Below are 16,526 nucleotides of genomic sequence, written 5' to 3'. Positions count from 1 at the left end.
CGTCAGAGCTGGTCGAGCACCAGTTCGCCGCGCGAGTTCAGCTGATCCATCATGTGGGCGACCCGTTTGGGGTCGATCGCGGGCATCGTCGGGTCATCGAACTCGAGCACCAATGGGATGCTGGGGTGCACCCAGATGGTCATGCGGCCGGACGATGCCTCGGGCTTCGAGAGCCAGGTCATCATGAAGCTCTCATTGCGGCGCAGCTTCGTGCCGATCACGATCTTCACGTGCGCCAGAGTGGCGTCCTCGATCTCGATCGCGGGCCGCGAGCTGTTGTACTCCAATTTCCCCATGATGAGAACTGTACGCTCAGCGGAACCGATCGGGACCGCCCCACCCTCCGACCCATGACTCCACGTGCGGGTTCGAGCGCAGCAGATGCACGCCTTCCGCACGGACGGTCAGGGTCTCGAATCCCTCTGCCGTGCCCCATCGCGCGGCTCGCCGCAGCGCTCGTCGCGAGTGCAGCACACCGGCGGACGAGCCGGCGGAGTCGACGAGATCGACGGTGCCGACGTCACCCGCACCGAGGCCCGCGACGAGCTCGGCGATCCCTGCCGACTCGAGGACCACGACCGGGCGGTCGAGCTCCCAGAGCACCCTGGCCTCGGGTTCGTCGCCGTCGATCACGATGCGCGGGTCGTCGATGTCGAGTCCGGACGTCGCATCGAGCATCACGCGCGACCGCGGGAACGCGGTGAGGATCGAGTCCACCGCGATGAACAGCGCCTCCCGGGTGTGCGTGCCGCGCAGCCGGACGACGAGATCCGGGACCGCCGACAGCAGTCCCCGCGGAGCCGAGCCGTCGACCGGGATCGACGAGACGAGTGTCATGGTCTGGGCGTTCGCGCGCTCGAGCCCGGAATCCGTGCGCTCGGCCCACTCGGGCCCGTCGTGCCAGGCCACGGCCGTCGGCACGTGCGCCAGCACGGCGCCGGCCTGCCACATCCGATGCGCCCACTCCCAGTCCTCCCCGCCGTAGGTCGAGAACGACTCGTCGAAGCCGCCGGTCTCCTCGAACAGGCGACGCGAGCAGGCGATCACCGCGCCGATGACGAACCGGTACGAGCGGTCATCGGCGTCGAGCAGGTCACGGCTGCGTGCGTACTCCTCGGCGAGCCAGGCCGGCTCCGGGAGCTCACGACCGATCACCGCCTCGATCACGGGCGTCTCCGCATCGATGCCCGAGAAGTCGGCGTGGCGACGCCGCCCGACCGTGACCGCCTCGGGAAGCAGCGCCGGAAGACGGGTGAGAGCCCGCACGTACCCGGGTTCCGGGGCGGTGTCGGCATCCAGGAAGCAGAGCACGTCCCCGGTGCTCGCTCGTGCGCCGAGATTGCGTGCAGCGGCGAGGCGGAAGCCCCGGTCGTCCTGCCGCACGAGGGTGACCCCCGGCGGCACGAGGACATCCCCGGCGGAGCCGTCGTCGGCGACGACGATCTCGAGGAGTTCGCGCGGATAGTCCTGCGTCGACAGCGCCGACAGCGTGCGGGCGAGCTCCCCGGGCTGCTCGTAGTGGGCGACGATCACCGACACTTTCGGCAGCGTCTGCGGCCGGACCCCGTCGAGCGAGTCCCACCTGTTGCCGACGACCCACGGGCGCCGTGTCACCACGCCAGCCCGCCCCACCAGCGCACGTAGGCCTCCGCCGCGTCCGGCCACGACATCGGCAGCCGAGTGAGTCCGTGCCAGGTCGTCTCGGGTCGTTCGAACGCCGCCCGCACCGCGGTGGCGAGCTCTGATCCGTCGACGGTCTGCACGGTTCCCGGACGCAGCGCCGCCATCTCGTCCATGTAGCGATTGCGCACGGCGACGGGACGGCGCCCCCAGCCGATCCACGATGCGAGGGACCCCGACGCCGACACATGGCGATGGGCGATCACCGGCACCGACACCACGCGTCCCCGCCGGGCGATCTCCTCGTCGTCGAGCCAGCCCGTCACGTCGACCTCGACCCCGAGGGCGCCCGCGCGACGGACGAACTCCTCGAGCTCCGCGGCGTGGCCGTCGGACGCCCGGCCGAGAACCGTCATCCTCGTGATGCCCGCGGACGCGGCTGCGCGGGCCGCCTCGTCGTGTCCCTTGCCCGGGTAGAAGTAGCCGAGCACTCCGATCGACGCGTCAGCCGGCGTCCGCGGCACCTCGGGCCGCAGCTCGACGGGCAGCGGGATGCTCACCGCCGGGCCCGTCCACACCCGCTCTTCGCGCAGCAGCGCACGCTCATGGTCGCTGTTCACCGCCACTCCACGCGCCGCCGCCGCCACCGCCGCGTACGCGGCCCGCCGCCGGGGCAGGTTGCGCTCGCCGTCCGACGCCTGCGGCACGTCGTGCAGGGTGACGCTGATCGCGCGCCCGGCGGCGAGGTCTCCGAACGCCTGCGCCGCCTCCCCGGGAGAGCGCCCCCAGAGTCGGTCGGTGAAGTGCACGTGCAACGGGGCGCGGTCGTCGTCCGCATCCAGGTCGTGCGGTTCCACGGTGCGGATCGACGGATCCGCGACGCGGACCGCATCGGCCATCTGCCGTCCGTACATGGCGACGCCGTGCGTTCCAGGGTGGACGAGCAGCAGCGGGGTGACGCTCATCGTGCTCGCCAGACGTCGAGAAGGGGCGCGAGACGGGTCACGGCGGCGTCGACGAACTCCGGGTGCGTGGCGTACCACTCGCGGTGAGCGGCACGCACCTCGGCGTCGTCGACCGCCACGCCGTCGACGATCCAGTGCGCGCGCGGCTCGTCCGCCAGCCCCCACGCGTCGACGACCTCCGGCTCCAACGGCGCGCGCACCGAGTTCAGCAGCGGGCGCCCGGGGTCGGTCGGGCCGCCCGTATGGCCGAGCATCTCGAGCATGCGGGCACCCAACGGCATCCACACCGCATCGCCCGGATGATTGACCGTGCGCATGTGATCGGCCGTGACGGAGTCGAAGAGGTCGGAGACCGCCACGTCGGCGGTCTGCTCGCGCAGGCGCAGCGTGTCGATCGACGTCTGTCCCACGGCCCGCACCTCAGCGGGCGCGAGCGCGGCGACGACGGGGATGCCCGCGGCGGCGGCGAGAGTGCGCACGTCGTGGTACGCCACGACGGGCGGATCTCCCTCGACGCCAGGAACCCGGAAGGCGGATTGAAACGGATGCAGTCCGGCGAAGCGCACCGGGGGCACGGTCATGACCCGGGCATCGGTCACCGCGGCGATCTGCTGCGTCCCCAGCGGCAGATCGCGATAGTCGTCGCGGATCGGCTGGCTCACCACGACGTCGGCGAGGCCGGCGATCTCGTGCAGGCGCGCGGCGTCGGCGGCGGTCATCTCGTGCACGGCGGGGACGCGCACGAATCGGTGCTCCGGCGCATCCATCACCACGCGCAGCGACTCGGCCTGGCAGTTGCCGAGGACGACGCCGAATCGTTCGGGAAGCGGGGTGAGCCCGTAGAACTCCGAGTAGTGCTTCTGACGCGCTAGCACCACGGAGCCGGTCGGCGCAACGCCCGTGCGCGGTTCGGGATCGTGGCTCATGATTCGAACGTACCCCCTTCGATCGCATCAGTCGTGCGCCCCCTTTGCTGTGCGGTCACCCCCGTCATCGCGACCCCGCACGTCGATGCTCTGCCCGCCCACGGAGAACCACATCGTCACCGAACCCGCCCTCATCCGCGTCGCCTCGATCCCGGCCACCCATCCCTACGTGCGCGCCATCGCCGACACGGAGCGAGTGAAGGTCCTCCCCGATCCGCCCGTTCTCGGCGCAGCTGCGGGCGTCTGGTGGCCTCCGGTGGCTCTCACCCCGCAGTGGCTGGTGTCGCACGCAGATGAGTTCGATGTGCTGCACGTGCACTTCGGCCTCGAATCCTTCTCGCCCGACGAACTGCGCGAGGCGCTCGAGACCGCGCACCGGCTCGGCCGCCCGGTCGTGTACACCGTGCACGACCTCGAGAACCCGCAGCTGGTCGACCAGGCGCCGTATCGAGAGCTGCTCGATGTGATCATCCCGTCGGCCGATCACCTGGTCACGCTCACCGCGACGGCGGCGGCCGAGATCGAACGACGGTGGCACCGGAGCAGCGAGGTGCTGGCGCACCCCACCCTGCTCGACGATGCGCCCGTGATCGGGCGCTCGGGCGACGCGACCGTGCGGGTCGGCATCCACCTGCGCGACCTGCGTCCCAACATCGACGCGGAGCGTGCGGTCCGCACGGCTGTCGACGCGGCCGGGCAGCTCGCCGAGGCGGGTCGCGCCGTCGACTTCGAGATCCTGCTGAACGAGCGCACGCGGGATGACGAGGCGGCAGCCCGCGTGGTCGCCGCCGCGGCCGACCACCCGTCGGTGCACGTGCGGCGCACCCCGCGGCTGAGCGACGCGGACATCGCCGCGTGGATCGGCGGCCTCGACCTCTTCGTCCTGCCGTACCTGCACGGAACCCACTCGGGATGGGTCGAGCTCTGCCACGACCTGGGGGTCCCCGTGGCCGGGACCGAGGTGGGGCACATCGGCTCGCAGCATCCCGACGACTTCTTCATCATCGGGCTCGACGACCCGCGGACGCTGGCCGAGGCCGTGTCGCACGCGGCGGACGCGCCGCCCCGTCCGCCGATGGACACGCGCAGGTCCGAGAGGCTGGCCGAGCGGCAGGAGGTGCGCACCGCCCATGCGCGGCTGTACGCCGAGGCATGTGCGCGCGTCACCGAGGGGGTCCGCGCATGATGGGTCGCGAGCAGCTGCGGGTGCTGGTCGTGGCGCCCGAACGTCATCCTCTTCGCCAACCGCACGCGGGCGGGCTGGAGGCCGTGGTCTGGAACCGCGTGCGCTGGCTGCGCAGCCGCGGCCACCATGTGGAGCTGTGCGCGGCGGAGGGATCGGACTTCCTCGACGCCGACATAGACCTGCACCTGCCGAGTCCGCGGTGGCACCGGGCGCGGGATGCGTCCGACACCGACTTCCCCGAGGGGCACCGCCGTCTCATGACCGACGCCTTCGCCCGAGTGCGGGATCGGCTCGACGCGCCGGAGACCCGCGTCGATGTCGTCGACAACCACAGCCTCCACGGCGATCCGATCCTGTGGAGCCGTGAGATCGGGGTTCCGGTCGTCACGACGCTGCACACCCCTCCCCTCGCCGACATGGTGATCGCGTCGAATGCTCTCGACGGCTCGTCGCCGCACAGGTTCCTCGCGGTCAGCCAGTACACGGCGCGCGCGTGGTCGGCCGAGGGCGTCGAGGCGTTCGTCTTCACCAACGGCGTCGACACCGCACAGTGGAGTCTGGGATCGGGCGGAGGGGACTGGGTGTGGTTCGGCCGGATCGTGCCCGAGAAGGCACCCCATCTCGCCATCGACGCTGCTCGACGCGCCGGCGCGCGCCTGAAGCTCGCGGGCCGCGTCGGCGACGCCGCCTATTTCGACCGCGAGGTGCGCCCGCGTCTCGGCCGGGGCATCGACTATGTCGGCGCGCTGCGACAGCCCGAGCTCGCCGCGCTCGTCGGGGCCTCATCGGTCGCCCTCGTGACACCGGTGTGGTCGGAGCCCTTCGGGCTGGTGATGGCCGAGGCGCTCATGACCGGCACGCCCGTCGCCGCGTTCGACTCGGGAGGCACCAGTGAGGTGCTCGCCGGAATCCCCGGCACCGCCGTGGTGCCGTCCGCCGACACCGAGGCGCTCGCGCGCGCCGCGACGAACCTGGTCGCGCAGTCGCGCAGCGGACTGCGCCGACGGGATGTGCGCGACGCCGCCTCCGCGCGGCATTCGCTCGACCATCGGCATCGCGAGATCGAACGGGTCCTCACCGTCGCCGCTCAGAGCGCGATGCCCGCCCACGAGTTCGTGGAGGCGGTCGGAGCATGATCGCCTGGTACGTGCACCATCACGGGTGGGGCCACCTGACGCGGATGCAGGCGATCCGCCCGCACCTCGCCGACGAGGTCACGGTGTTCTCGAGCCTGCCTGAGCCCGAGTCCCTGGCACCGCGGACGACATGGGTTCAGCTGCCCTCCGACTCCGACCCGGTCGTCGGGGCCGACGGAGTGCGCCGAGAGGCGCACGAGCTCGGCGATGTCACCGCGAACGGCAGCCTGCACTGGGCACCCCTCGGGCATCCCGGGCATCAGGCTCGCCTCTCGGTGATCGCCGACTGGGTGGCCGTCCACCCGACCGCGGCGTTCGTCGTCGACGTCAGCGTCGAGATCACGATGCTCGCCCGCCTGATGGGCGTGCCGACGATCGTCTTCGCTCAACCGGGCGAGCGCACCGACGCCCCGCACCGGCTCGGATACGACCTCGCCGACCTCATCGTGACGCCGTGGCCGCAGGGAACGATCGAGGCGACGGCGCTCGTCGGCCGCGAGCGCGTGCGAGCGGTCGGCGGCGTGTCTCGCTATGACGGCCGAGCCCGCGTCGACACCGGCGATGAGCACCCCCGTCGCGTGCTGTTCCTGGGCCGCGCTCTCGACCGTGACGGGCTCTCCGAGACCGTCGAGCTGCTCAGAGCGGACGGGTGGGACGTCGAGAGCGCCGGCGCGAACGACGACGATCGGGTCGACGACGTCTGGCCCCTGCTGTGCCGCGCCACGGTCGTGGTGAGCGCGGCGGGCCAGAACAGCATCGCCGACCTCGCCGCCGCCGATGTCCGCGCCGTCGTGATCGCCCAGGAGAGGCCCTTCGGCGAGCAGGAGGACATGGCCCGCGTGCTCGCCGCACAGGGCTTCGCCCAGAGTCTTCCGGTCGATGCGGAGCCCTCCCAGGTCGTGGACGGCATCCGCCGAGCTTCTGAGACCGCTCCCCGCTGGCACGCGTGGCAGGTGCACGGGGCTGCCGCCCGCGCCGCGAGCGCGATCGAGGAGGTGGCGTGATGAGCGTCCGCGTCGCCGTCATCACGCCGGCTTCGATCAACCGTCTCGACCATCTGCAGCGTCAGCGGCGGTTCCTCGACGAGGTGAGCACGCCCGGCGTCGAGATCGTCCGCATCGAGGCGTGGCTGGATGCGGAGGCCCCGCCCGTGCAGCCCCCGGCCCTGTTCGTGCATGTGCCGCCGGGCGACCACGGCATGCGCGTCGGCGCGGCGCGGAACGCGGCGGCCGCGCTCGCGCTCGCTCGGGACGTCGACCTGCTGGTGTTCCTCGATGTCGACTGCCTGCCGGGACCGGGACTCGTCGAGCGATATATCGGTGCCGCGCGAACGCACCCGCAGGACCTCCTCTGTGGCCCGGTGACCTATCTCCACAGTGTGCAGCGCCCCTCGACACCGCACGATCTCGGCATCCTGACCCGTCCGCACCCGGCTCGCCCGCTGCCCGCGGGCGACGCCGTCGTCGCGGCGACCGATGACGAGTTCGACCTGTTCTGGTCGCTCTCGTTCGCGGTGACCCCCGAGACCTGGACGCGTCTCGGCGGATTCGACGAGGTGTACGAGGGCTACGGAGCCGAAGACACCGACCTGGGTCGACGCGCACGGGCTCGTGGCATCGGGCTGCGTTGGGTCGGCGGCGCGCATGCCTACCACCAGTGGCATCCGGCCGGCTCTCCGCCCTGGCGCCACCTCGACGACATCCTGCGCAACGGGGCTCTGTTCGCCGAGCGATGGGGCGAGTGGCCGATGCGCGGCTGGATAGACAGCTTCGTCGAGGGCGGTGCCGTGGAACCTCACGGCGGCGGCTTCCGCCGCGTCGATCGCGCGAGCGCATCCCGTCGCTGAACCGCTCGACGGGAGGTTCGGATGCCGGGGAATCCGCACTACGCTCGGCAGCATGACGGCGTCTTCCCCCGATGAGCACCCGCTGCTTCGCGCGCACCGCACCCTGCGTCCGGGATTCGGCACCGAAGCGGCGGTCTACGGAACGATCCTCGTGAGCGGACTGATCGCCGTCTCGTCCGCACACGGAGAGACGTCTGCCGCGGTGCTCCTGTCGGTCGGAGTGACCGTCATCGTCTTCTGGGCGGCCCACGTCTACGCGGGTGCCGTCGCCCGGCTCGGCCGCGACGATCCCGAGCAGATGGGCGTGCGCACGGCCGTCGGCCGCTCGGTGCGCCATTCACTCGGGATGCTGAGCTCGGCCGGGATCCCCGCGCTCATCCTCGTCGCCGGCACGACGCGGGTCATTCCCGACGATGCCGCGAACGACGTCGCCCTGTGGTCAGGAACCGTCATCCTGGCCTTCCTCGGCTACGTGGCCTTCCTCCGTCGGGGCAGCTCCATCCCCGTCCGCATCCTCGGCGCGCTGGGCACAGCGCTGTTCGGGGTGGCCTTCGTCGTGCTGAAGGCGTTCGTGCATTGACGTCCGGTCAGGCCGGCAGGATCACTCTGATCTGCGCGGCGACCTCGTCGACGATCTGCTCGACCGAGTGAGCGATGTTGATCGTGGCGGACATGGTCAGGAACATGACGGCCGAGACGATGCGGGCGAGCGCCGCGGCCTCGTCGGCCGAGACCCGCGTATCACGGGCGATGACGTCGGCGACCAGCTGCTCGGTCTGCCCGGTGAGGGCGAGCGCCTCACCGTGATGCGGTTCTTCGGGGTCGCCGAACACGATCTCACGCAGGTAGGTGCGGCCGTTGTCGATCTGGGTGCGGTTGCATTCGATGACCGGCCGGATCACCGCCAGCACACCCTCGAGAACACCGTCCGCGTCGGCGGCGGCGGCGCGTCCGCGCCCGAGCGCCTCGGCGTACATCGAGTTCTGCACGAGCAGCAGCAGCTCGCCCTTGGTCTTGGCATAGAGGAAGAGCGTTCCCGTGCCGATGTCGGCGCGATCGGCGATCTCCTGCGTCGTGACGTCGTCCACCCCTCGCTCGGCGAAGAGCTCGCCGGCAGCGGTCGTGATGCGCTCGAGCTTGTCGAGCTTGTTGCGCTCACGTCGACCGAGAGGGCGGGAGTCGACAGTCATGGCGTCCTTCGGAATAAATAATGATCACGCTCAGTTCTGATCATAGTCACCAGGGCGTGGGCTGGGTCCGCCCATTCTCCCACGAGCGCCTCATCGATCCACGGTGAAGCCGTGACGGCATCCGTTCGATCCCTCCCACAGAAAGCCCACCCTCATGCCTTCTCTCTCTGGAGCAGTAGTCCTCGTCACCGGCGCGAACGGAGGGATCGGCACGCACTTCGTCCGCGAAGCCCTCGCGCGCGGCGCCTCGAAGGTCTACGCCTCCGCACGCACGCCCCGCGAGTGGGATGACGAGCGCATCGTGCCGCTCGCCCTCGACGTCACCGATCCGGCATCGATCGCCGCAGCCGTCGCGGCCGCACCCGACGTCACGGTGCTCATCAACAACGCCGGCGCTTCGCCCTCCAGCCCCGGCATCCTCTCGCACAGCGACGAGGAGATCCGCGCGAACGTCGAGACCAACTTCCTCGGCCCGCTGTTCCTCGCTCGCGCCTTCGCGCCGATCCTCTCGGCCCAGCCGCAGTCGGCGCTCATCGACATCCACTCGGCCTTGAGCTGGTACGCCGTCGCCGGCATCTACAGCGCGACCAAGGCGGCGCTGTGGTCGGCGACGAACTCGCTGCGCCTCGAGCTCGCCCCGGCCGGGGTGCACGTCGTCGGGGTGCACGTCGGATACGTCGACACGGCCATGGCGGCGAACGTCACCGACCCGAAGCTCGACCCGGCCGTGCTCGTGACCAAGGTGCTGGATGCCACGGAGGCGGGCGAGTACGAGGTGCTCGCCGACGACACCTCGGTGCAGGTCAGGGCCGCCCTGAGCGCCCCGCTCGAGGCGCTCTACCCGCAGCTGGCGCGCACCTCGGAGCAGTAGTCCACACGGCGAAGGCCCCGGGAGCGATCGGATCGCTCCCGGGGCCTTCGTGCGTCCGGATGCTCTGCAGCGATCAGGACTCAGGCTCCCCTGATCACGACCTTGCCGCAGATTCCGCCCCGGGTCAGCGACGCGATGCCGTCGGCGGCCTCCTCGAACGGGAGCACGCGACCGACGATCGGGCGGATGGCTCCCGCGTCGACGAGTTCTGCGATCTGGCGCAGCTGTTCGCCGCTCGCCCGCATGAAGAGGAACGTGTAGGCGACGCCCAGGCGCTTCACCTGGGCCCGGACCTTGCGGCTGAGCACGGCCATGGCCAGTCGGCGCAGTGGATTGAGGCCGGCTGCGCGGGCGAACTCGGGTGTGGGCGGACCCGAGATCCCGACCGCCCTGCCTCCCGGCCGCAGGATGCGCAGGGACTTCTCGAGGTTCTCGCCGCCGAGGCTGTCGAGCACGACGTCGTATCCACTGAGGACCTCCTCGAAGTCCTCAGACCGGTAGTCGACGACATGGTCGGCGCCGAGCATCCTCACGAAGTCGGCGTTCGCGCCGCTCGCGGTCGTCGCCACCTCCGCGCCCAGGTGCTTCGCGAGCTGGATCGCGATCGATCCGACGCCACCGGCTCCCGCATGGATCAGCACCTTGTCGCCCCGCCGCACCTCGCCGATCTCGACCAGGGCCTGCCAGGCCGTCAGCGCGACGAGCGGCAGCGACCCCGCCTCGTCCATCGTGATCGACGCGGGCTTCAGCGCCACGTCGCTCTCGTCGATCGCGATCCGCTCGGCGAAGGTCCCCATGCGACGATCGCGTGGACGCGCGTAGACCTCGTCGCCGATCGCGAAACGGCTCACGCCGGCGCCGACGCGGATGACCGTGCCCGCGACGTCATGCCCGAGGACGATCGGCAGACGGTACGGCAGGATCGCTCTGAACTCGCCGGCGCGGATCTTCTCATCCAGCTGGTTGACACCCGCCGCCTGCACGCGGACGAGCACGTCGCGCTCGCCCACGGAGGGCTCGGGCACGTCGGCCGCGTGCACGGCGGTGTCGTACTTCGAGAGGACGAAAGCTCTCATGGGTGATCTCCGGAATCCGTCGCAGAATAACGACTGAACTCTATTATGAGCGCACTCAGTTTTATTGTCAACGGCGAGATGCTCTCAGTCGAGTCGAGAGGACAGCTCCTCGATGATCTGCGCGACCTCGCGTCGCGCATCCGCCAACCGTTCGATCTCCGCGTCGAGGCCGGCGAGCGCGGTGTCGGACGATCCGTGACGGCGTGCGATCTGCAGGTTCGCCCGGATGTTCAGCGACGCCCCCGACAATCCGGCGCCCAGGGCCTCTGCGGCGACGGCGAGATCAACGGCGATGTGAGGGTTGCCCGCCTCGACGAGCACCCGCACGTCGCGCAGCATCCGCACGCCGATGCCACCGACCTGCGCCGCGGACTCGGCCGCCTCGACGGCCGCCTCGCGGACGCGCTCGTCGCGGGACGGGTCGTCGCTCGGCAGTGCGAGAGCAGCCCCGAAGCGTGCCGAGACGACGCCGTCCGCTTCGACGGCCCGCAGCGCCTCGACGCGTCGCCCGGTGAGCGGATCGAGGCGCTCCGATGCTCGAGGGTCGTCATCGGAGTACCCGCCCACCATGCTCATCAGCGAGGCGGCGATCGCGAGCATCACTCCCGACGCGGCGCCTCCCCCGGGAGAACCGGTCGGACGACTCAGCGCGTCGAACCAGTCGTCCATCGGGGTGGATGCGGGGATGTCGGCGGAGTCCTCCATGACCGTCACCCTACGAGCTACGACCAGAGCAGCGGGAGCAGCGACACCACGAGACCCACGAACCCGACGCCGGCGAACACGATCCCGAGGGTGACGACGACGCGGCGTGCATGCGGCGGCTCCCCCACCCGCGCGTGGGAGGGGTTGTTCGCGCTGACCACTCCGTCGGCCCAGCCCGCCTCCGCGGTCGCCGATTCCTGCCGGCTCAGCGGTCGCTCGTGGAAATCTCCGCCGGCGAACCAGCGGGCGAGCAACGCCCCGTCGCGCTCGATGACGGCGATCTCTGCGGGCAGCCACGGCCCCTCGATCGTCCGGATGAGGACGCCGATCAGCAGCATCGGCAGACCGAGCCCGAGACCGACCCACGACAGCACCTCGCCGACGAGCGCGAGGGTGTCGAGCATCTGCATGATCTCATCGTAGAGAGTTCGGTTAACCCTCGTCGGCCTCTGACGCAAGGCCCTCGGCACACTCGCTTCGATCGCATAGCGTCGGCCACACGAGAGGGAGGAGCGCACAATGAGCACGAACATCGAGATCGACGGCCGGAATTTCGTGCTGCGTGACGATCGCCCTCTGAGGCAGGTGATGGACGAGATCGAGGCCGCCGCATCCGCAGCGCCGACCTTCATCACCCTGTCGGGCGACGACCGCAGCATCAGCGTGCTCATCCGCCCCACGACGCGCGTGGTGATCTCGGTCGAGAAGGCGGCGCACGTCGATACGACCGGACGCATCGAGCCGGACCACGCCTCATGGGACCTCCCGTTCGAAGACTGGGAGATGTGACGTGCAGGAGCTGTGGCTCGTCAGGCACGGAGAGAGTGTCGGCAACGTCGCCGCGACAGCCGCGGAGACCGCCCGCGCCGAGGTGATCGACCTCGCGACCCGAGACGCCGATGTGCCGTTGTCGACCACCGGTGCCGAGCAGGCGCGAGCGCTGGCGACCGCGTTGCACGGAGGCCCTGTCACGCCCCAGGTCGCCTGGTTGTCGCCGTACGTGCGGGCCCAGCAGACGTTCGCGCTCAGCATGGAGGGCGTGGAGGGCGTCGCCGGCGTCGAGCGGGTGCTCACCGACGAACGGCTGCGCGACAGAGAGCTCGGCATCCTCGATCTGCTGACCCGGTGGGGCGTCGCCGCCCGGCATCCCGAAGAGGCCGACCGTCGGGCGCGACTGGGCAAGTACTACCACCGGCCGCCCGGAGGAGAGTCGTGGGCCGATGTGTCCCTGCGTCTGCGGTCGTTCCTGCGAGACGCACTGGCCGACGACGCCCGCGTCGGTCTCGTCGTCGCGCATGACGCGGTCGTGATGCTGCTGGTCGCACTGCTGACCGGGATGGACGAGACGCGCCTCATGCAGTTCGCCTCGACGAACCCGGTGCTCAACGCCTCGGTGACGCGGCTGCGCCTGGACGGCCGGCAGTGGCAGCTCGAGGACTTCTCCGACGTGCGCCACCTCGCGCAGCTGGGCGCCGACATCACCGTGCACCCGGGAAGCCCCGATGTCGGCCCGGGATGAGCCGACGCGGGTGACGCCGCAGCTGCTGCAGGAGTGGGGTCTGCCCGACCCCGGCGACTCTAAGAAGTCCCGCGGCACGGCGGTGATCATCGGCGGCTCGTCTCTCTCGGCCGGCGCGGTCGTGCTGGGCGGGGAGGCCATGCTGCGCGTCGGAGCGGGCAAGGTCGCGGTCACGACCGACGCCTCGGTCGCGGATGTCGTGCGGATCGCGTTCCCCGAGGCCGGGGTCCACGAATCGCCCGGCCCGGGCGAACCGATGACCGACGACCTGCGCAGCGCCTGCGAAGGAGCGGATGCGGTGCTGGTCGGGCCCGGGCTGGACGACCCCGAGGATGCCCTCGGGTGGCTGCGGCGGCTGGCGGGCCACGACATCTCGTGCCTCGTGGTCGACGCCTTCGCCGTCGGTGCACTGCGCGACGTGCCGCGCTCGGATCTTCCGGCGTGCCTGATCGTCAACGCCAATCTCGACGAGGCCGAGCTCCTGCTGGGCCGCCCCGTCGACGACCTCTTCTCGGAGCTGCCGGGACTCGCTCAGGAGCTCGACGCCGTGATCCACTGCTACTCCGCCGTGGTCTCACCCTCGGGCGCCGCATGGCGACTCGACGACGGCGGCCCCGGCCTCGGCACGGCCGGATCGGGCGACGTCGTCGCGGGCGCCATCACCGGCTTCGCCGCCCGAGGACTCGCCCCGGAACGCGCCGCCGTCTGGGGAGCATGGGCGCACGCCCGCGCAGGAGACCGACTCGCCGAGCGCAGGGGTCTCGGCTACCTCGCCCGCGAGCTGGTGCGCGAACTCCCCGCCGCCGTGCTCGACGTCGACGGGGCTCGAGGCGACGTCGACTGAGCCTCAGGTCACGCGTCCGTCGCCCGGTCGCGAGACCCGGAGCCAGCGGTAGCCGTACGCCGGCACCTCCAGTTCGACCTCGCCGTCCGGCCCCAGCGCGATCTGGGCGGGATCGAGCAGATCGACGAGCCTCGTGCCCTCAGGCTCGTCCTCCACCCGGAACGACGTGGTGACCGGCACCTCGGCGAAGTTGTGGAGGGCGATCATCCTGCCCACGTCCGCGGCGAGCGAGTGCGCGAGGAGCGAGGCGGCCGGCTGGTCGATGATCTCGAGCGTTCCCCAGCCGAGTTCCGGCGAGATCCGATACGCCGAGGTGAGCGCCCGCACGAAATACAGCATCGACTCGCGGTCACCCAGCTGCGCGGCGACGTTCACGTGCTCCGGCGCGTACCCGTCGGACGGTGGCCGAGCGACGAGCCGGCTGGGCGCGGCATCCGAGAATCCCCCGTTCTTGTCGACCGACCACTGCATCGGCGTCCGCACCGCTTCGCGGCCGGGGATCTCGATGTTCTCCCCCATGCCGATCTCCTCGCCGTAGAACAGCACCGGGGTGCCGGGCAGGGTGAAGAGCAGGCTGTAGGCCATGCGGATGCGACGAGGGTCGCCCTCGAGCATCGGAGGAAGGCGGCGGGTGATGCCCCGCCCGAACACGCGCTGGCGCTCATCGGGCGCGAAGGCGTCGAACACCTCCTGACGCTCGCTGTCGCTGAGCTTGTCGAGGGTCAGCTCGTCGTGGTTGCGCAGGAAGTTCGCCCACTGCACCTCGGATCCGAGCACGGGTCGAGCCCGCAGCGCCTCGATCAGCGGAGCGGGGTCCTTGCGGGCGAACGACAGGTACAGCGACTGCATCCCGACGAAGTCGAACTGCATGGTGAGCTCGTCCTCATCATCACCGCCGAAGTACTGCACCTGCTGGTCGTAGGGCAGGTTGACCTCGCCGAGCAGGATCGCCTCGCTCGACCGGCGCTGCAGGAAGCGGCGGATGTCGCGCAGCAGATCGTGGGGCTCGGGGATGCCGGAGCCCTCGGGGATCTCGAGCAGGAAGGGCACCGCATCGACGCGGAAGCCGGAGATGCCCAGCTGCAACCAGAAGCCGATGACCTTCGCGATCTCGTCACGCACCCGAGGGTTGGCGATGTTCAGGTCGGGCTGGTGCTCGTAGAAGCTGTGCTGGTACCACTGCCCCGACTTCTCGTCCTTGCCCCAGATGCCGTTCGCCTGCCCGGGGAAGACGGCGTTCTTCTGTCCCTTCGGAGGTGCGTCGTCACGCCACACGTAGTAGTCGCGATACGGCGAATCCACGCTCCGTTTCGCGGCGAGGAACCACGGATGCCGGTCGGAGGTGTGGTTGATGACCAGGTCGACGATCACCCGCATCCCGCGGTCCCGTGCAGTGCGGATGACCTCGACGAAGTCGCCGTGGGTGCCGAGTCGCGAGTCGATCCCGTAGAAGTCGCTGACGTCGTAGCCGTCGTCGCGGTCGGGCGTCGGATAGAACGGCATCAGCCACAGGCAGGTGACGCCGAGCTGCGAGAGGTAGTCGATGCGCTGGGAAAGGCCCTGTAGATCGCCGACGCCGTCGCCGTTCGAGTCGAGGAACGTCTCGACGTCGAGGCAGTAGATGACTGCGGTCTTCCACCAGAGGTCGCTCGTGTCGGTGATCTTCACAGTCGCTCCTTCAAGGCGGGGATGAGCTCAGATGCTGCGGCGTCGAGGTATCGGGACTGCTCGGAGCCGACGTGATGCAGGTAGACGCGGTCGAACCCGATCCGAACCAGATCCGCGATGCGGTCGGCCAGTGCGGTCGCGTCGTGGTCGATGAGGACGGCCTTGCGGAGCCCCTCCTCATCGATCCCGACCAGCGCCGCCTCGAAGTCCTCCGGCTGCTCGAGATCCCAGGTGACCGGAGGCGCGAGCAGACCGTTCCGCCACTGCTCGCGCGCGATCCCGAACGCCGCGTCGTCGCTCTCGGCCAGGCTGAGATGCACCTGCAGGATGCAGGGACCCGTGCCTCCTGCACCCCGGTAGGCATCGACGACGCGCTGCAGTGCGGCCGGTTCCTGCGCGACCGTCGCGAGGCCCTGCGCCCACGAGGCCGCCCACTCCGCCGTCTCGGCGCTCACAGCGGTCGCGAACAGCGGCGGCGGTTCAGCCGGTCGGCTCCAGACCCGCGCGCGATGCACCCGCACCAGACCGTCGTGGTCCACCTCCTCTCCCCCGATCAGCCGGCGGATCACATCGACGCTCTCGCGCAGTCGGTCGTTGCGGATGCTCTTGTCGGGCCATCCGTCGCCCGTCACGTGCTCGTTGACCGCTTCGCCGCTGCCCATCGCCGCCCAGAAGCGGCCGGGGAACATCTCCTCCAGCGTCGCGAACGCCTGCGCGATCATCACCGGGTGATACCGCTGACCCGGAGCATTGACCATGCCGATCGAGAAGCGGGTGCGGGCGAGCGCGGCGGCGATCCAGCTCAGGGCGAAACCCGACTCGCCCTGAGTCGTGGTCCACGGTGCGAGGTGGTCGGAGCACATCGCCCCGTCGAACCCTGCGCGCTCCGCCTCGACCACGGCCTCGAGCAGGGCGCTCGGGGGGATCTGCTCGTGCGATGCATGAAAACCGATGAACACCATGCGCCGAGTCTG

The 16,526-nt window shown here is 70.4% G+C and carries 19 protein-coding genes; 9 read left to right on the top strand and 10 right to left on the bottom strand.

The features are described from left to right. Nucleotides 1-2: 2 nt before the first annotated feature. The 4 genes from ACZZZF_RS15130 to ACZZZF_RS15115 are packed head-to-tail and all read right to left on the bottom strand — an operon-like array spanning nt 3 to nt 3,511. Entirely contained in the window at nt 3-296 is a 294-nt protein-coding gene (locus ACZZZF_RS15130; protein ID WP_053097644.1) for a DUF7882 family protein, read from the bottom strand. Between the two features lie 16 nt (nt 297-312). Next, nucleotides 313-1,617 (bottom strand): glycosyltransferase family 2 protein, encoded by a 1,305-nt coding sequence (locus ACZZZF_RS15125; protein WP_463499371.1) that lies wholly within the window; start codon nt 1,615-1,617, stop codon nt 313-315. Further along, nucleotides 1,611-2,585, bottom strand: a complete 975-nt coding sequence (locus ACZZZF_RS15120) for a hypothetical protein (RefSeq protein ID WP_463499369.1) — start codon at nt 2,583-2,585, stop codon at nt 1,611-1,613. Before ACZZZF_RS15120 ends, ACZZZF_RS15125 begins: the two co-directional genes overlap by 7 nt. Further along, nucleotides 2,582-3,511: a WcbI family polysaccharide biosynthesis putative acetyltransferase gene (locus ACZZZF_RS15115; RefSeq protein ID WP_463499366.1), complete on the bottom strand. Its 930-nt coding sequence runs from the start codon at nt 3,509-3,511 to the stop codon at nt 2,582-2,584. Before ACZZZF_RS15115 ends, ACZZZF_RS15120 begins: the two co-directional genes overlap by 4 nt. Before the next feature lie 85 nt (nt 3,512-3,596). On the opposite strand from ACZZZF_RS15115, the gene ACZZZF_RS15110 reads away from it, so the two are divergent. From ACZZZF_RS15110 to ACZZZF_RS15090, 5 genes are read left to right on the top strand one after another with little or no spacing between them, the layout of a single operon-like run. Next, complete coding sequence (locus ACZZZF_RS15110) at nt 3,597-4,697, top strand: glycosyltransferase family protein (protein WP_463499363.1); 1,101 nt, start codon at nt 3,597-3,599, stop codon at nt 4,695-4,697. Further along, the gene (locus ACZZZF_RS15105) at nt 4,694-5,833 is read left to right on the top strand and encodes a glycosyltransferase (protein ID WP_463499361.1); all 1,140 of its coding nucleotides are present in this window, start codon (nt 4,694-4,696) and stop codon (nt 5,831-5,833) included. The genes ACZZZF_RS15110 and ACZZZF_RS15105 overlap by 4 nt, the downstream gene beginning before the upstream one ends. Then, entirely contained in the window at nt 5,830-6,837 is a 1,008-nt protein-coding gene (locus tag ACZZZF_RS15100) for a glycosyltransferase (RefSeq protein WP_463499358.1), read from the top strand. The genes ACZZZF_RS15105 and ACZZZF_RS15100 overlap by 4 nt, the downstream gene beginning before the upstream one ends. Beyond that, a complete protein-coding gene (locus ACZZZF_RS15095; RefSeq protein WP_463499356.1) occupies nt 6,837-7,679 on the top strand; it encodes a galactosyltransferase-related protein in 843 nt (280 codons plus the stop codon). Before ACZZZF_RS15100 ends, ACZZZF_RS15095 begins: the two co-directional genes overlap by 1 nt. Nucleotides 7,680-7,731: 52 nt before the next feature. Beyond that, nucleotides 7,732-8,259, top strand: coding sequence for a hypothetical protein (locus tag ACZZZF_RS15090; protein WP_463499354.1), 528 nt, complete (start codon nt 7,732-7,734; stop codon nt 8,257-8,259). Nucleotides 8,260-8,266: 7 nt separating this feature from the next. Here ACZZZF_RS15090 and ACZZZF_RS15085 read toward each other — a convergent pair whose 3' ends face one another. Beyond that, the gene (locus tag ACZZZF_RS15085; protein ID WP_463499352.1) at nt 8,267-8,869 is read right to left on the bottom strand and encodes a TetR/AcrR family transcriptional regulator; all 603 of its coding nucleotides are present in this window, start codon (nt 8,867-8,869) and stop codon (nt 8,267-8,269) included. 154 nt (nt 8,870-9,023) lie between these two features. On the opposite strand from ACZZZF_RS15085, the gene ACZZZF_RS15080 reads away from it, so the two are divergent. After that, on the top strand, nt 9,024-9,740 hold the full coding sequence (locus ACZZZF_RS15080; protein WP_463499349.1) for an SDR family oxidoreductase: 717 nt from the start codon (nt 9,024-9,026) through the stop codon (nt 9,738-9,740). A gap of 80 nt (nt 9,741-9,820) precedes the next feature. On the opposite strand, the gene ACZZZF_RS15075 is transcribed toward ACZZZF_RS15080, so the two are convergent. The 3 genes from ACZZZF_RS15075 to ACZZZF_RS15065 form a co-directional block, all read right to left on the bottom strand. Further along, entirely contained in the window at nt 9,821-10,816 is a 996-nt protein-coding gene (locus ACZZZF_RS15075) for an NADP-dependent oxidoreductase (RefSeq protein WP_463499348.1), read from the bottom strand. A gap of 84 nt (nt 10,817-10,900) precedes the next feature. Next, entirely contained in the window at nt 10,901-11,521 is a 621-nt protein-coding gene (locus tag ACZZZF_RS15070) for a cyclodeaminase/cyclohydrolase family protein (RefSeq protein WP_053097655.1), read from the bottom strand. Between the two features lie 17 nt (nt 11,522-11,538). Continuing rightward, the gene (locus ACZZZF_RS15065) at nt 11,539-11,931 is read right to left on the bottom strand and encodes a hypothetical protein (RefSeq protein WP_463499346.1); all 393 of its coding nucleotides are present in this window, start codon (nt 11,929-11,931) and stop codon (nt 11,539-11,541) included. A gap of 109 nt (nt 11,932-12,040) precedes the next feature. Between ACZZZF_RS15065 and ACZZZF_RS15060 the strand changes: the two genes are divergently transcribed. From ACZZZF_RS15060 to ACZZZF_RS15050, 3 genes are read left to right on the top strand one after another with little or no spacing between them, the layout of a single operon-like run. Then, nucleotides 12,041-12,310, top strand: a complete 270-nt coding sequence (locus ACZZZF_RS15060; RefSeq protein WP_053097657.1) for a hypothetical protein — start codon at nt 12,041-12,043, stop codon at nt 12,308-12,310. Nucleotide 12,311: 1 nt separating this feature from the next. Further along, complete coding sequence (locus ACZZZF_RS15055; RefSeq protein WP_463499344.1) at nt 12,312-13,040, top strand: histidine phosphatase family protein; 729 nt, start codon at nt 12,312-12,314, stop codon at nt 13,038-13,040. Next, nucleotides 13,024-13,884 carry an ADP-dependent NAD(P)H-hydrate dehydratase gene (locus ACZZZF_RS15050; protein WP_463499343.1) on the top strand — a complete coding sequence of 287 codons (861 nt, stop codon included), beginning with the start codon at nt 13,024-13,026 and terminating at the stop codon, nt 13,882-13,884. Before ACZZZF_RS15055 ends, ACZZZF_RS15050 begins: the two co-directional genes overlap by 17 nt. 3 nt (nt 13,885-13,887) lie before the next feature. Here the strand turns inward: ACZZZF_RS15050 and ACZZZF_RS15045 are convergent, their stop codons facing one another. Together ACZZZF_RS15045 and ACZZZF_RS15040 are read right to left on the bottom strand one after the other, a co-directional pair. Further along, entirely contained in the window at nt 13,888-15,552 is a 1,665-nt protein-coding gene (locus ACZZZF_RS15045) for an alpha-amylase family protein (RefSeq protein ID WP_463499341.1), read from the bottom strand. Further along, nucleotides 15,549-16,514 carry a TIGR03885 family FMN-dependent LLM class oxidoreductase gene (locus ACZZZF_RS15040; RefSeq protein ID WP_363520898.1) on the bottom strand — a complete coding sequence of 322 codons (966 nt, stop codon included), beginning with the start codon at nt 16,512-16,514 and terminating at the stop codon, nt 15,549-15,551. Before ACZZZF_RS15040 ends, ACZZZF_RS15045 begins: the two co-directional genes overlap by 4 nt. Between the last annotated feature and the right edge of the window lie 12 nt (nt 16,515-16,526).

This window comes from Microbacterium sp. AC215 (assembly GCF_979258645.1).
The sequence above is the reverse complement of the archived record's forward strand: the minus strand, read 5'-3'. Positions and strand labels throughout refer to the sequence as shown.